The organism is Paenibacillus sp. JT22N7, from assembly GCF_059383875.1.
Window position 1 is genome coordinate 49,584 of sequence record NZ_JBXENY010000014.1, and the last position, 15,140, is coordinate 64,723.

Here is a 15,140-nt window from a genome sequence, read left to right on the forward strand (position 1 = left end):
AATATGAGGAGTAAGTTGCAGGAAAAAGATCTGTTAGAACAAATTCATTTTCCAGTAATCGCTTTTTTTAATACTGTTCCTAGTTCAAACTTTATGAGGACGGTTGAGCAAATGTCAGTAGGCATTGGCACTGGAATAAATGCGGTAGATTGTTCATTTCCAGATGATGTTGAAGAAGATGAGGAAAAGTTTGATGGTGTCAGGTTCTCTGTACATGATGAAGAAGTAATTTTAAACTATGTGACATTTTATTATTATCTAAATCTGGCATGCAAAAACTATGTAGATGCATTTCCTGATGACCGTAATGAGTTGGAGAACTATCTGTCTAGTATTAGGAAACGATATTTGCATTAGTTTCTCGTAAAGAGGTCTATTGGGGCTACCCAGTGCCGAACGAACCCATCAATCAACCAATAACACATCTAACCCATGTAAATCAAATTGAACTAATATTCCACATGCGAGTATAACAACTCCATGTGGTTTCTTTTTGTTCAAAAAAATATAAGACAAGCTTTTGCAAGAATTATTTCGATCAGTTGAAGAACAATCACAGTTATAATTCAGCTGTCGATGCATACGAAAAGCAGAATCCTTCGGCTATCAAACATGCCAATAAAGAACTGGAATCAATTATAATCATAAGATGAAATAAGCATTTAGATTTTCTTTTATAAAAGAGAATTGATCTTTTTACCGATTTCGCCGATGAAGTCAATGCTGGCGGGGTGGGCGGAACCATCCTTTTAGGTCTCACTGGCGCCGATCTTCCCATGGATACTCGCGATCTATTCCACGAACTTTCACTTCTTTTTGGTTACAGACATTGGCAAATCCTCAAAAACACCAATAATCTATAAAATAAAGCTCGTATTAAAAAAAGTGGGAGCGGAATAAACCTATGACAATCAGCGCCTTCATACTTGAACCGCAAAATGATTTTGAAAGAAGCTTTTTCATCCCAATAGCTACTGAAGCTTTTTTCAAACGGTGTTGGCTTCCCGCTATCCAATCGTTAAACTTACAATGGACTGCCATTTTTTCAACAGGCATTAATGTAGAGAAAGAGGATGTGCCCAGTATCTGTGGCGAGCTTCATCAAATTCAAAAATGGGCAGCTCAACATTTAGAGCAAGAGGAACACACAAAATTATCTGAAAGAATTACTAGGCTGCTGCAAGAACTCCCCCAAGCTTTTCAACGTGAAAATGCTGTTGTGTTTATTGGGTAAGCCTTATATCCATCCCCAATCCTCTTCCCCATTCAAAAAAAACACCCGCAGCCTGAACGCCATTTGTAAGGCCTCCAAACTAACGGGTGCACGTTCATTTTTCTAAAAGACTTCTTTCCAAACCCCTTTACTGCTTAGCAACTGTAACGTAATCAAAGTCTGGCAATAATGTTCCTGTTGCGTCTCCCAACTGATCTTTATTGTCACCATTCACCTTGACGTACTTGATTTGAATGTCGGCACCTGCATTAATGGCATCACTAAACCTTACGGAGTAACGATCAGTAAAGTCTATTCCAACACCTGACCACATCAGCTGCGAATTGCTATCATAACCACTCGTGTGGAACAAAATACTGCCTCTGAGTGCATATTCGATACCATCTACCTTTAATACAAAACCAGCTCCTACTCCCAAGTTGCCAATTTCATATCCGTTCTCAAAAATGAGCTTAATCTGTCCTGTGCTTCTTGTATATACAGCCGTAGGACTGCCTGGTTCTGCAATTTGTACAGCAGAGGTGGATACAAGCTCAATAGGGTAAGAGTCTTTCGCATAATCGACTATTCCTGCTGTATTAATGCGTATTTCAGCATCTCCTTGCGGCAATGCGGTATCAAACTTAATAAGATAAGCCATATCCGTTAATGAGTAGCTATATGAAATGCTTGACGGAGAGAAGCTACCCTGTCCCGCTATATTCATCACAAAGTCTTCTTTCGTCAATCCTCTGATCTCGTTATCATCGGGGTTCCAGCTTGGATTAATCATGACTTTGGCCGACTTGCGATCCGAGCCGATTTTGACAGTTGCCGCATATACGGAAAGCGAATTAATTCGTTTATTCGAAAAAGCAGCCACTTTATTTCGGGCATCCGTTAGATCCCGCAGCGTAGAACCCTGATAACTGATCGCAAGTACACTAGCATCCGATTCCGATATGCCACTTACTCCAAGTTTGACGTATGATTTAACAATTCCATAAAGAGATTCTGAGTTGTGCAAGCTCACCTCTTGTATCTGGCCCGCACTCAAAGCAAACTCGCTCGCAGCAGGCACAGCACTGCTATCTAGCTTTTTATCGAAATAGACATAGACGGTATCGCGCGATTTATTAATGAATTTAGAGCTGTCATACGACTTTGGCGGAGTGGAATCCAACGCCCCTATCGTTTCCCGATCAAACAGAATCGTTGTGACCTTGCTTGACGTATACTGATTCACCGTATCCATAATAGCAAATTCAATTCGCAGTTCTCCTTGAGTTGCTGCGGAAGGTGCTACTCCAGTATTAAATTCCTGCACTTGATTGACATCTGCTGCTTCAATCTTAAAGTAAGGCCACACATTTCCTTGCACGATGTCGTTATTCACACCCGCATGCCCTTCAATAACAGCCTTTACATCAGACTTCCAGCGTCCATTCATTGCATTAACTACCATATACAGTTCAGCTGGCTTATTTAGCGCATACTTGACGCGAATCGTGCCATCCTTTACATAAGCTTGCGGATAATTAGCAACAAAATAGGGATCAATAAAATTTTCAATCACGACATCATTGCTTCCAACCGCTCTGACAATCACTTCATATTCTTTCGTTCCGAAGGCTTTGCCGCCCAAAACCGCTGTCAGCTTGGCGAACTTGTCATTTTGGCTGTCTCTTGCGACGATACCCGTATTCGAAACCGCTTGCTCATTGTCCGACGTCCAGGATATAGTCACGCCCGGGAAAGCGGGCAAAGCCGCTGGCAGCGTCAGATTGGATACAACACCCATCTTGCTTTTATTGCTGCCAAGATAGACAGACTCAATTCCCGCGAATACTTCATCGGCATTGACTGCTTTCTCTACCGGGCCAAATGCTGGGCTTAGCGCCGAGCCGCTTACTTGCTGCTCATCAGCAGAAGCAAGCACCCGAATGTATTTTCCACCTTCCGCTGGCGTGAGTATATAGCTGGAAGAGGAAGCACCTGTAATCGGAGCATAAAAACCTTGCTCTGTATCTGAGGAATACCACTGGTAAACTACATTTTGATTAGCTGGTGCCCCCTCGTAATGAAGTGTTCCAGCAGTTAGCTCACTTCCAAATGCAAGGTCCCCTGTAATTGCGCCAATCGTCTGCAGGACGACCGTGCCAAGCGGACGATAAGTCAGCCATACCGTTGTGTCAGAAAAACCTTCCTTCGACAATACCAGCTTGAATGGTGTAACCACATCCGGCTGTTCAATAGCAAGCTTCAGAACAAAGCTTCCCTCCTGATGCTCCGCTGTCAATCCTTCACCAAACACAGGATTGTACGTTGAATCGTTGACGGTCAATCCCACATTCGAAGTATCTGTCAACAGCTGGCCATTACTGTCCGTCAAACTAATGACGGCATACAAGGCATGTTCGCCTTCGGAGTCTGCTTGCAGAGCCGCTTGAGCCGTGAGCGCTGCGCTGTATTGATTTTGGACAACGAGAGACGGCTGAATTGCACCGATGCTTACGCTTGCGCTATTTTGTCTCTCAGCCTCCTCTAGCTGTGTTTCGCTGGCGATGAGCGCTCCTTCATAGTTCGCGAGCTTGATGCTAAAAGCCGGTGGAAGAACCGACACAATTGCGCTGGCCGTATAACCTCCGTCCGCTGTTGTTACCGTAACCGTTCCAGTACCGAAGGCTTTGGCTGTGACAACGCCTGTCTCGCTCACAGCGATTATATCCGCGCTGCCTTCCGCAATGCTCCATATCAGGTTTTTATTCGCAGCGTTTGCCGGAGCTACCGAGGCTGTAAGCTGCTTGCTCTGACCCACATTAAGCGAAAGCTGTGCAGGATTAACTGTAACTCCGCTAACCGCAACGCTCTGACCGCCGCTATTGCTGCCTCCGCCGTTTGAACCACCTGATGAACTACCCGTTGAACTGCCGCCAGCGCTACTCGTTGAGCCGGATGGCTGCACGATCGCACCATTTACGGTCACGGTGAAGTTAGCGCCGCCTGCCTGCGTTACTTTTTCAACCGAGGCACCGCCTGTAATAGTCGTTGCGGCTCCAGCTACCAGCTCTTTAATACTGCCGGAAGCTGTAATTTCAACGTCCGCTGCCTGATTCACAACTTTCGTGAAGCTGCCATCCAGCTTGATCTCCTGCCCTGCCAAAATATCTGCCGGAATTTCCACCGTTTCAAACCCGCCCCCTGTAAGCTCCTTCGTTACAAGCATAGCGCCGCTTTCCAAAATCGTTACCGACACAGAGGTGCTGCCCGTCGCAAGAACGCGCACCTTTCCGTTATATTTATTGACGACCAAAGCCCCTTTTACATCGACATTATTAAAAATAATCGAGTGCTCGCCGCCGCCTTGCACATACACGCCACCTGTAATCGTAACGTTGTCGAGCGTAACTTCACCTTCGCCAACACCTTGGGCAATATACAGGTCGCCCGTGATCGTCATATTTTTCAAAAAGACATCCGTCGTATTAATCAACAGATTCCCTTGCACATCCTGCGAATATTCACCGGAAACAGAGATAAGCTCCTCTACCAGATGATCAAAAAGCGTAACCGCCTCTGCGCGTGTCAGATTGGCTTTCGGCTGAAACGTGCCGTCCGGTCTGCCGCCAATGACCGCTTTTTCAACCAAGCCTTGAACAGCCCCCTTCGCCCAAGCGGCAATTTGGTCGCTATCCTTGAAGGTTAAGACCCCTGCTTGCTCCCCCGTCTGAAAAGCTTTCGCCAACATGACAGCTGCTTCTTGGCGCGATATTTGGCTGTCCGGCAAAGCTTTGCCGTTAGAGCCTTTGAGCACGCCAGCTGCATATAATTTGGCAATAGCATCGTAGTGCCATTGATTAGTACTCACATCAGAAAATGAACTACCCTTTGAATTAACATATTTCATCACATTATTAATCATAGTTGCGAATTCCGCTCTCGTTACCGAATCATTAGGACGGAATGCACCGTTGTTTCCCTTCACGACGCCGTAGCTGCTCCACTGCTCTATCGCGCTGCGTCCCCAATGGCCGTTCGTGTCATTAAATGCGGCCGTTGCAGTTGTCGGCGTCGAACTAGCGCCTTGCTCTGCCGCCGATGCAGCAAGTGCAGGAACTACGCCAGAGAACACAGTCAGAAACGCTGTGCTTAGTGCAATGATCTTTCTGGATAAAGCCTTCTTCATGATTTCCCAATCTCCCCACTATATTTTTCTCCTACTGTATTGCAAGACTTCAAAACACAACCTTATACCTATAAAAAGTTAGGAAAAAGGAGTATTAAAGACCCACATACTAGTATATTCGGATGATATATGGCGAAATTAAAGGTTTTCCATAAAATTCATTAGCACTAAATCATTTGTACCCTATTAATGTTCACTAAATCTTCATATTATTTAAGTACCATAAAAAAATGGTACTATTTTATGCATGCCTGTAGCCTTAAAATAAAATTATTTCAATTTATAAATTATCTCTAATCGTAATTTTGCAAACATTCACAAAATAAATATGCAACTCGCAGCAAGGAGCTGATCAAATGAGCAAAGCACGCAGTATGCTTAACCTATTAGCCGCATTCATGGCACTTTTAACCTTCTATTTTTTAATGACAAAGCAGCAGCTGTTCGGTTCGCAGTGGCTTATTGGGTTTGCAAGCAGCCTGGCAGGCTCGATTCTAAGCTTTTGCGGCCCGTTTCAGGCTAGAAAACAATCCATTTGGCACGCAGCTGTCGCTTGGGTCAACTTCCTGCTGTTCGGCTGGTACATTTTTATGTTTTCACCGCTCGCCGTGCTTTTTTTCGGGCCTTAAGCTGAGGCAAGCAAAGCCTCTTCGCTTACCACCTGGCCTCACTTACCCATGCATGAACAGCCCCGTCAGCCAAGGCAGCAGCGCCAGTGAGATAAAGGCGGTCGCGATCATCGCAATGCTCGCAATCGATCCCGGAACAAGCCCAAACTCAAACGCTTTATGAGCACCAGCGCTATGCGCGCTGCTCCCCATTAGAACCCCTTTTGCGATATCGCTGCGAATGCGTGCCATTCGAATAACGAGCGGCCCGATAATCGTGCCAAGGATGCCTGTAAGCAGCACGAAAATAGCCGTCAAGGTAGAAATGCCGCCGATCATATCATTAATGGCCAGCGCAATCGGCGTTGTCGTCGAGCGCAGCAGCAGCGAGTCAATCAGGCTATCGCTCAGCTTCAGCGAACGGCTGAACAACAGCGCCGCCAGCATGCCGACAATCCAGCCCGATAGAACGCCCGCAATAATTTCAAGCACATGCTTTTTCATAATAGCTGCATTCTTATACATAGGAACCGCCAAAGCAATCGTTGCCGGGCCAACCATGCTGCTGAGCAAATGGCCGCCTTCATTATAATTTTGATAAGGGATTTTCCCTAATGCCAGAATAAGAATGACGGCAATCGGTGTCACAAGCAGCGGAGACAGCAGCAGCATGGGCTTCAAGCGATGAAGCCGCTTTGCTCCCCAATAAATGCCTACTGTCAGCAAAATATAGATCAGCGCCATCATCCTCTTCCCCGCTCTTTCCTGCTCGCTACGAATTGCGTCATTACGCCAGCGCACACCATGACGAGAATAGAAGTCACCACAATAACGAGCAAAATTTGCACGCCGCTCCCCAGCAATAAATCTTTAAACTGCATCATGCCCGCAGCAGGAGGAATGAAAAACAACAGCATTTCCGCCACCAGCCACTTCGAGCCCAGCTCGACCCATTCCACCTTGATCACTCTAAAATGCAGCAGCAGAAAGACGAGAATCAGCCCCAAAATGCTTCCCGGCACCTTCAAATGCAGCCAAACCGATAATCCATTAAGCGTCCAAAACAGTGCTACAAAAAAGAGAACCTGGACGAGTCCAAGTGTTATTTTTCTTATCATGCGTATAGCCCCTTCCTTCATCCAGTGTATACCTGCGAATTGACATAGGTAAAATGAATAATTAGAATGATCTGTATTGATATTATCTATGCCAGAAAAATAGGAGTGCCTGAATGGACATTCGTCATTTGGAATATGTGCTGGAGGTCGTGCGCCATGAAAGCTTCACGAAAGCAGCCGAGGCCCTGCATATTACGCAGCCTACCATTAGCAAAATGATTAAAAACCTGGAGGATGAGCTGCAGACTCCCCTATTCATTCGATCCGGGAAAAAAGTGCAGCTGACCGATGCAGGTCAAGCTATCGTAGCCCAGTCGCAGGATATTGTCCGCCTGTTCAAAACCTTGCAAAACGAGCTTAACGATGTAACTGATTTTCGCAAAGGGCTGGTGCGCATTGGCCTCCCGCCGATGATCAGCTCGATTATGTTCCCTGAGATCGTCAGCCTGTTCGTGAAGCGCTATCCCGGACTGACGATTCGGCTGATCGAGGAGGGCTCGCTGACCGTAGAGGCCGAAGTAGCTAGCGGCGCCATTGATGCCGGGATTGTCATGATGCCTGTGAGAAATGACCAATTCGAGGTTTTTCCGGTTCAAAATGCAAGCCTTAGAGTCGTCATGCACCGCCAGCATCCGCTGGCAGGACGCAGCAAGCTGACGCTGCGCGAGCTTGAGCAGGAGGCGTTCATTATGTACCGCGAGGACTTCGCGCTGCATGCCCGCATCATAGACGAATGCGCACGTCTCGGCTTTAAACCCAAAATCATGCTCGAAAGCTCCCAGTGGGATTTTATTTGTGAAACGGTGGCGGTTGGACTCGGCATCGCTCTGCTGCCCGAAGCCATTTGCCAGAAACTCGATACGTCGCGCATCAGCACGATTGCTATGGTAGATCCCGTCATTCCTTGGAATCTTGCGATGATCTGGCGTCGAGACGGGTATTTATCGTTTGCCGCCCAAGAATGGATACGGTTTACGAAGGCTTATTTTGAATCGAAGGGGTCTTGATTTACCAATTTATTGAAAATTATCATAGCGGCTTCTTCCATAAAGAAGGATTCACGCGATTTTTGTCGAATGCTATCTTTAAAATATAAGACATTTTAAGTGAAGAGCTTATAGATGAGCTTATAAATGGACTTATATTTCTACGCGATGAAGGAGGCGACAGGCTATGGCTGGACCTTATATCTTCATTTTCACCGGTACTAGCGGATCTGGAAGAAAAACGATGGCTCACCGGATTGGCAAGGAACTTGGCATCAAGCATGTCAGCTCTTACACAACACGCCCTCCACGAGATTCTGAGCCGCCTGACCGCGACTATCACTATATTGAGCAAGAACGATTTGACCGGATGAACGCAAGCGGCGATTTTATTGAAACCGCCGTTATCCATAAGCATCATTATGGAATCCGCACTCATGAGCTTACTGACTTACTGAGCGAGGGCAAGCATGTGTATATGATTCTCAACAGCGATGGCGCTTCGCTGATCAAGAAGCTGTACGGCGAGCAAGTCGTCCGCATCTTCCTGTACGTAGAGAAACGCACCGTCATTGAGCGGCTGGAGGCGAAGGGGCTTCCTGCGGAGGTTATCAACAGCTACATGTCGATTTACACCGAAGAGGTCGTCTACCGCAAGCAATGTGAGCATGTGCTGGAAAATCTCGACCTGAATCGCACGATGATGAAAATTCGCGAGGCGATTCAATCGCATTTATAATTACAAAAACGGGTACTGCTCTACAATCAGAGCAGTACCCGTTATTTATTTTACTAAAAGCTGCTTCCTTCTCGATTAGTCTCCGCCCTCATGCCACAGCTCCAGCGGCAGACCGACTAGCGCTTTGCCGATCCACTCTCTTGCAATATTGTTGGAAGGCCCCATCGCAATGCCAGCTCTGGCATCTCGAAACAAACGCTCGAATACGCCTTTTTTGTAGCCATAACCTCCTGTTACATCCAATGCCGCTTTAGTCGCTTTGTTCGCCACCTCGGCCGCATGCACCTTAAATTCCACCAGCGGCAGCAGCAACTCTACCTGCGGCCTGCCCTGCGCTTGGAGCTCATCCAGCTGCTTCGCCAATGCTTGCTGCCACGGCTTAAGGCTTTCGATTAAAATTTTCACTTCGGCCAGCTGCTGGCGAATAATTTGATAATCGGCCAGCCGTTTATTGAAATCCCGGTGAACCATGCCTTTCACATAAGCGGTCGCCGCCTCCAGAGCAGCCTCTGCAACGCCCAGCCAGGTTGATCCTAGCCCAATCAGGTATACCGGAGATACGCCGCTCTCCAAAATCTCCCGGCCTTGTCCTTCGATTCCTAATTTGTCCTGAGCCTCAACCCGTACACCCTCATAAGTAATCGGGCCGCTATGGTTGCCTCGCACACCTAATGCATCCCATACGCCAGGTGTAATGCCCGGCAGCTTGCTATCTACAAGGAAAAAGCTAACATCGGTAGGGGTCTGCGCACCAGGCGTCCTCGTCTGGAACACATAAAAATCCGCCTGGCCCGAGCTGGTTGTAAACGACTTCTCGGCATTCAGTATATAATCGTCCCCATCGCGGGAAGCTTCGCTGAAGTTGAACCACCAATGACCGCCCGATGCTTTCTCGCTTGTTGAATAGGTGCCTACAAGCCCCTCGCTTACCGGCACAAGCCAGCGCTCCTTCTGATCGTCGTTACCGTACAGCGCAATCGTCTGGACGGCGCCCACATGCATCACATATACGAGCGAGGTAGAAGGGCAGCCCTTGCCGATTTCCTCAGCCGCAATCGCGAAGGCGACATGATCCAATCCGCGCCCCTTCCATTGCTCAGGGATCAGCACGCCATTCCAGCCAGCTTCAGCCAGTGCTTGCAGATTTTCTTTAGGAAAGCGGCCTTCTCTATCCGTGGTCTCCGCTCTTGGCTTAATCTCCGCTTCTACCAAGCTGCGAATTTCTTCCCTTAGCTGCTCATAGTCAGGCTTAACATGGTCTGCAGTCGATGCTATTTGTACACTCATCTTCATCTCTCCTTAAGTTTCTTATTATTGGGATGCTACGCTCAGCAACGCTGCTTCCTTCTCCCGAACGAGAGGAATCACTTTTTCGCCGAATGCTTGAATGTCTTCATCGTAATGCAGAAAGGCGGTCAGAATGAGGTCCACCCCAATGGCCTTTAGCGCGATGATCTTGTCAGCCACCTGCTCAGCCGTGCCAATGAGACCCGTCTTAAAGCCATCGTTGTACTGCACCAGATCGTTGTAATCCGAGTTCGCCCACATCCCCTCCTTCTCAGGCGAGGCTTTCCCGGCGAACTGCACTTGACTGCGGAAACCTTCTACAGCCTCGGGGTCCGAATACGCAATAATGTCCCTCAGCACCTGCCTGGCCTCTTCTTCCGTATCCCGCACGATGACAAATGCATTTGCCCCTACCCGCAGCTCACGATTATTAGCCGCCGCAGCCGCCTTAACCTCATCAATTTGCGCCTTGAAGCCGTCGATCGTATTGCCATTCATAAAATACCAATCCGATACTAGAGAGGCCATCTTTCGTGCTGCCGAGGAATTGCCACCTTGAAATACGGGTGGAATGACGCTCGGCTTCGGCTTCAGGGGTGCGGAGTTAAGGCGGTAGAAATCGCCGCGGAAGGAAGCTTCATCCTGCGACCACAGCTCTTGCAGCACGCGGATAAATTCCTCCGACCTGCGGTAGCGCTCGTCGTGATCCAGCCATGGCTCGCCATAGCCATGAAACTCTCCCTTAAACCAGCCGCTGACGATGTTAACGGCAGCCCTTCCATGGCTGATATGATCAATAGTTGAAATCATTTTGGCTACTGTCCCCGGATGCCATAAACCCGGCAATACAGCCGCAATCAATTTAATCTTTGAGGTCACTGCCGCCAGCGCAGAAGCCAGACTAATCGCCTCCAACTGATTGTCTGCTCCATAACTGGCAATGAAACGGGTCTGGAGCAGCGCAAATTCGAAGCCCGCTTCTTCTGCAATCTGCGCATATCTCGCATTATCATCGAACGACCATCCGGTTTTTTGCGGAATTTTGGAGATGACCAAGCCTCCGCTTACATTTGGCACCCAATAAGCAAATTTCAAAGTCATTTTACTCACCTCTACTGATTTTTTAGTCAAGAGGATAGCCTGCGCTATCCCTCCTTGCGGCCCAATTTTTGCGCACGAAAAAGACACCTGAAGCTTTACTTAAATCAGGTGCCTTTAGTGGTCTAATCGGCAGTTTTTGATAATGAAACGTTTTAAAAAAAAGAAAGCATTTAATTCCGATAAAATTAATCGTATTTGATATTTATAATAGCTAATCACGCTAGCAATGCAACCGCCATTTATAGCGAATTTGTTGGATATCCTACATTTAGCGTATGGAATAGCAGGGATCAAAACAATAATCCACTTTGCAGCTGAATCTGTAGTGAGCTTATTTTTGCAGCCCCATTGCCGCATACGTTCCCGAAAGGGAGAGGCGTGTAAGCTGGAGGGCAATGTAACGCGGGGAATAAATCATCCGCTGGTCAAGCCAGCTTTGGATGATGCCCATAATGGATGCGCTCATATAATCGAGCAGCAAGTCCATAGGAACCATCATCTTCTTCTCCAGGCTCATCGCTGATATTTGGGCATAGCAGCTTTCCCGAATGACATCCGCCATTTTCACCCCGAAAGCTTCGCTCGGCTTTTTAGCAAACATCGCGCTATAGAAGCTTTCATTGTCCGCAATATGCTCGAATAAAGCGAGAAAATAAGGATCAGGCGCTTCAAAACCCGGCTGCTCGCGCTCCGGCTTCGCGAGCTCATGCTCCATAAGAATGCGCAGGGCAGAAAACTTTTGTTCCACGATTTTATCCAGCAAATCATACTTATCTAAATAGTGGGCATAGAACGTTGAGCGATTCACATTGGCTTTCTCCGTAATATCCTTAATGATAATGCTTGAAAACTCCTTCTCCATCATGAGCTTCACAAATGCATCGATAATCGTCTGGCGCGTGCGTTGAATACGGCGATCAACAGAATGAGCGTTTGAATGTTCCATCTGATGAACTTCAGTCCTCCTCCGCTTAGTCCGACACATGAATTGAATATGTTGGAAAAATAGGCTATGGGCAAAGCACGGCAACATATGGCCGCTTAATGTTGGTTTAGCAATAAAACCAGGCAGATTGTTTGTTGCTGCCTTCAGGTTACTAGCTATAATAATAAATAAATCAAACTAAATCAATTGGTTTTTGCGAGATTAAAAAAGCAAGGGTTTACCCATGAAAGGAGACCAGCTTCAGTGCGGGGAGGACATTTTCTTCAAAGCTTGAATGATGGGAGAAGCGTATGGCTTGGAGGAGAGAAACTAAGTGATTTGCCTGCCCATCCAGCCTTCAAAGGCACGCTTGAGACAATCAAAACCTTATTTAATCAACTCGACGACCCGGAAGTGCGGGATAAAATCGGCTTTCAAGTTTCAGGGACCGACCGCTATGCCCACAGCTCCTTCCTTGTGCCCTATACTTCCGAGCAGCTTGCGAAACGCAGCGAGTCGTTTGCTTTCTGGTCACAGGAGACGCACGGCATGATGAGCAGGCTGTCCGACTATGCACGGTCGATGGTAACCGGCTGGTATGCGGCAAGATCCGATCTGGGTCAGCTTGATCCCCATTTCGAATCCAAAATCACCGCCTATTATGAGAAAGCGCGGGATCAGGATTTATTTTTGACTACCGCCATTATCGACCCGCAGATTGACCGATCCAGCAGTTTGGAAGACAGCCGCATCTCTGAACGTTTTCTGCATGTGGTGAAGGAGACGAGCGAAGGCATCGTCGTACGGGGTGCCAAAATGATTGCGACAGGCGCGCCCTATACCCATGATTTCCTCATTTTCTCCTTTCTTAAATTCAAGTCTGAGGAGCGCAAGCACGCTCATGTGCTGATCGTACCGGCTAACTCGCCAGGGCTGCATATTGTTTGCCGGGAATCCTTCGCGGACGGCAGAGAGCAGAATCATATTTTGAGCTCCCGTTATGACGAGATGGATGCGGTGCTATTTTTCGATGATGTGCTCATTCCTTGGGAAAGGGTGCTGCTGCACGGTGATTCCGAGAAGGTGCTCGCGCTCAGAGCGAACAAGACAGCCAATGCGCTGGCTTTCCATCAAAATGTTGTGCGCTATGTCGCCAAGCTCGAATTTGTAACCGGCATTGCATTCGCGATTGCGGAGGCGATTGGCGCCAATGGCTTTCTGCATGTGCAGGAAAAGCTCGGGGAGCTGCTGACACAAATTTCGGTCATGAAGGCGCTTGTCATCGCCTCCGAGACACAGGCCCGGCCCGATGCTGCCGGCGTGCTCGTTCCGGATATTTCCTACATTGATGCAGCTCGCAATATTGGAACGAAGTTTTACCCGCGAGCCATTGAAATTGTCCAGCAGGTCGGTGGCGGCGGGTTTGTGCAGGCACCCGCAGGCGTCGAGGACTTTTATGGCCCCATCTCGAAGCTGATGCATCTTTATTTTGAGGGTGCCTCCGTCAGCGCCGAGAAGAAGGTCCAGTTGTTCAAGCTGGCCTGGGATTTGGTCGGAAGTCCGCTCGGGTCACGGCATGAGCTGTATGAGCGTTTCTATGCCGGCGATCCCGTCCGGGCTTATGCCAACCAATATCTCGGCTTTGATAAGGAAAGCCTGACAGACCCCGTCTGGCGGCTGCTTAAGGAAAGCAGCAAGCGCTGAATGACAAGCTTGCGATAAAGCAACGATTTTAATAAAGGAGGCCACTACGGCATGGAAATATTCTGGTTTATTCCCACACATGGCGACGGGCGATATTTAGGAACACGCGAGGGAGCGCGGGCCGTCAGCTACTCCTATTGCAAGCAAATTGCCCAAGCAGCGGATGAGCTCGGCTACAGCGGCGTTTTGCTGCCGACGGGCAAATCCTGTGAGGACGCCTGGGTCGTCGCCTCCAGCCTCATCCCCGTTACAGAACGGTTGAAATTTCTGGTGGCGGTCAGGCCCGGGCTCGTATCGCCTACCCTTGCCGCACGCATGTCCGCGACGCTAGACCGCTTCTCCAACGGTCGATTGTTGATTAATGTCGTAGCGGGCGGCGATCCCGTAGAGCTGGCTGGAGACGGCCTTTTCCTCAGCCACGATGATCGGTATGCGTTGACGGACGAGTTTTTGGAGGTGTGGCGCAAGGAGCTCGAAGGGGAATCGGTGGATTTTGCAGGCGAGCATATCCGGATCGAAGGAGGCAAGGCGCTGTACCCATCGATTCAAAAGCCCTACCCTCCGCTCTATTTCGGCGGCTCCTCGGAAGCAGCCATGGAGGTCGCAGCCGAGCATGTCGATGTGTATTTAACATGGGGCGAGCCGCCTCAGCAGGTCGAGGAAAAAATCACCCGGATGCGGAAGCTCGCAGCCGCACAGGGCCGAACACTGCGGTTCGGCATTCGCCTGCATGTCATTGTCCGTTCTACTGATGAAGAAGCATGGAAGGCTGCAAATGAATTGATTCAGCATTTAGATGAAGATACGATTGCTTCTGCCCAGCAAATTTTCGCCAGAATGGACTCTGAGGGCCAGAAGAGGATGGCGCAGCTGCACGCCGGCGACCGCTCCAAGCTGGAGATCAGCCCTAATCTGTGGGCGGGCATCGGACTTGTTCGCGGCGGCGCAGGTACGGCCCTGGTCGGAAGCCCGGACAGCGTAGCTGCACGCATGAAAGAATACGCGGAGCTGGGCATTGAAACGTTTATTTTGTCAGGCTATCCGCATCTGGAGGAAGCTTACCGAACAGCCGAGCTGCTCTTTCCGAAGCTGCCCTTAAACCTTAGGGATACCGAAAGCAACCCTTCCTTCATCAGCCCGTTCGGCGAAATGATCGCCAACAATGAAATACCGGGCGGGGAGAAGCTGTCGGCGAAGCGATGAAATGACGAAATAGCCTTCGTTTCAGAAGTAGAAATCCTGAGTCTGAATGAAAAAGAAGCTTGCCCCGGCA

The 15,140-nt window shown here is 48.5% G+C and carries 13 protein-coding genes; 7 read left to right on the top strand and 6 right to left on the bottom strand.

Annotated features, from left to right (window positions below; all coding sequences use genetic code 11):
- Positions 1–15: 15 nt before the first annotated feature.
- Positions 16–357: a ribonuclease toxin immunity protein CdiI gene (cdiI, locus tag AC50Y5_RS29190; RefSeq protein ID WP_235533145.1), complete on the top strand. Its 342-nt coding sequence runs from the start codon at positions 16–18 to the stop codon at positions 355–357.
- Between the two features lie 547 nt (positions 358–904).
- A complete protein-coding gene (locus tag AC50Y5_RS29195; protein ID WP_056035013.1) occupies positions 905–1,234 on the top strand; it encodes a hypothetical protein in 330 nt (109 codons plus the stop codon).
- Positions 1,235–1,361: 127 nt separating this feature from the next.
- Here AC50Y5_RS29195 and AC50Y5_RS29200 read toward each other — a convergent pair whose 3' ends face one another.
- On the bottom strand, positions 1,362–5,399 hold the full coding sequence (locus AC50Y5_RS29200; protein WP_494864956.1) for an S-layer homology domain-containing protein: 4,038 nt from the start codon (positions 5,397–5,399) through the stop codon (positions 1,362–1,364).
- Between the two features lie 356 nt (positions 5,400–5,755).
- On the opposite strand from AC50Y5_RS29200, the gene AC50Y5_RS29205 reads away from it, so the two are divergent.
- A complete protein-coding gene (locus AC50Y5_RS29205; protein ID WP_494864958.1) occupies positions 5,756–6,028 on the top strand; it encodes a hypothetical protein in 273 nt (90 codons plus the stop codon).
- 42 nt (positions 6,029–6,070) lie between these two features.
- Here AC50Y5_RS29205 and AC50Y5_RS29210 read toward each other — a convergent pair whose 3' ends face one another.
- Both AC50Y5_RS29210 and AC50Y5_RS29215 read right to left on the bottom strand, forming a co-directional pair.
- The gene (locus AC50Y5_RS29210) at positions 6,071–6,754 is read right to left on the bottom strand and encodes an LrgB family protein (protein WP_494864960.1); all 684 of its coding nucleotides are present in this window, start codon (positions 6,752–6,754) and stop codon (positions 6,071–6,073) included.
- Positions 6,751–7,125 carry a CidA/LrgA family holin-like protein gene (locus AC50Y5_RS29215; protein ID WP_056035023.1) on the bottom strand — a complete coding sequence of 125 codons (375 nt, stop codon included), beginning with the start codon at positions 7,123–7,125 and terminating at the stop codon, positions 6,751–6,753. The genes AC50Y5_RS29210 and AC50Y5_RS29215 overlap by 4 nt, the downstream gene beginning before the upstream one ends.
- Positions 7,126–7,238: 113 nt before the next feature.
- Between AC50Y5_RS29215 and AC50Y5_RS29220 the strand changes: the two genes are divergently transcribed.
- The gene (locus AC50Y5_RS29220; protein ID WP_494864962.1) at positions 7,239–8,132 is read left to right on the top strand and encodes a LysR family transcriptional regulator; all 894 of its coding nucleotides are present in this window, start codon (positions 7,239–7,241) and stop codon (positions 8,130–8,132) included.
- 166 nt (positions 8,133–8,298) lie between these two features.
- Positions 8,299–8,850 carry a guanylate kinase gene (locus tag AC50Y5_RS29225; RefSeq protein ID WP_056035029.1) on the top strand — a complete coding sequence of 184 codons (552 nt, stop codon included), beginning with the start codon at positions 8,299–8,301 and terminating at the stop codon, positions 8,848–8,850.
- A gap of 75 nt (positions 8,851–8,925) precedes the next feature.
- On the opposite strand, the gene AC50Y5_RS29230 is transcribed toward AC50Y5_RS29225, so the two are convergent.
- The 3 genes from AC50Y5_RS29230 to AC50Y5_RS29240 all read right to left on the bottom strand — a co-directional run bounded on the left by AC50Y5_RS29230 (position 8,926) and on the right by AC50Y5_RS29240 (position 12,184).
- The gene (locus AC50Y5_RS29230) at positions 8,926–10,137 is read right to left on the bottom strand and encodes an acyl-CoA dehydrogenase family protein (RefSeq protein ID WP_056035031.1); all 1,212 of its coding nucleotides are present in this window, start codon (positions 10,135–10,137) and stop codon (positions 8,926–8,928) included.
- A gap of 24 nt (positions 10,138–10,161) precedes the next feature.
- The gene (gene sfnG / locus AC50Y5_RS29235; protein ID WP_056035034.1) at positions 10,162–11,238 is read right to left on the bottom strand and encodes a dimethylsulfone monooxygenase SfnG; all 1,077 of its coding nucleotides are present in this window, start codon (positions 11,236–11,238) and stop codon (positions 10,162–10,164) included.
- 331 nt (positions 11,239–11,569) lie between these two features.
- Entirely contained in the window at positions 11,570–12,184 is a 615-nt protein-coding gene (locus AC50Y5_RS29240) for a TetR/AcrR family transcriptional regulator (RefSeq protein ID WP_056035037.1), read from the bottom strand.
- A gap of 243 nt (positions 12,185–12,427) precedes the next feature.
- On the opposite strand from AC50Y5_RS29240, the gene AC50Y5_RS29245 reads away from it, so the two are divergent.
- Both AC50Y5_RS29245 and ssuD read left to right on the top strand, forming a co-directional pair.
- Positions 12,428–13,867: a 4-hydroxyphenylacetate 3-hydroxylase family protein gene (locus tag AC50Y5_RS29245; RefSeq protein ID WP_494864965.1), complete on the top strand. Its 1,440-nt coding sequence runs from the start codon at positions 12,428–12,430 to the stop codon at positions 13,865–13,867.
- 51 nt (positions 13,868–13,918) lie between these two features.
- Positions 13,919–15,070 carry an FMNH2-dependent alkanesulfonate monooxygenase gene (ssuD, locus tag AC50Y5_RS29250; protein ID WP_494864967.1) on the top strand — a complete coding sequence of 384 codons (1,152 nt, stop codon included), beginning with the start codon at positions 13,919–13,921 and terminating at the stop codon, positions 15,068–15,070.
- Positions 15,071–15,140 lie beyond the last annotated feature (70 nt).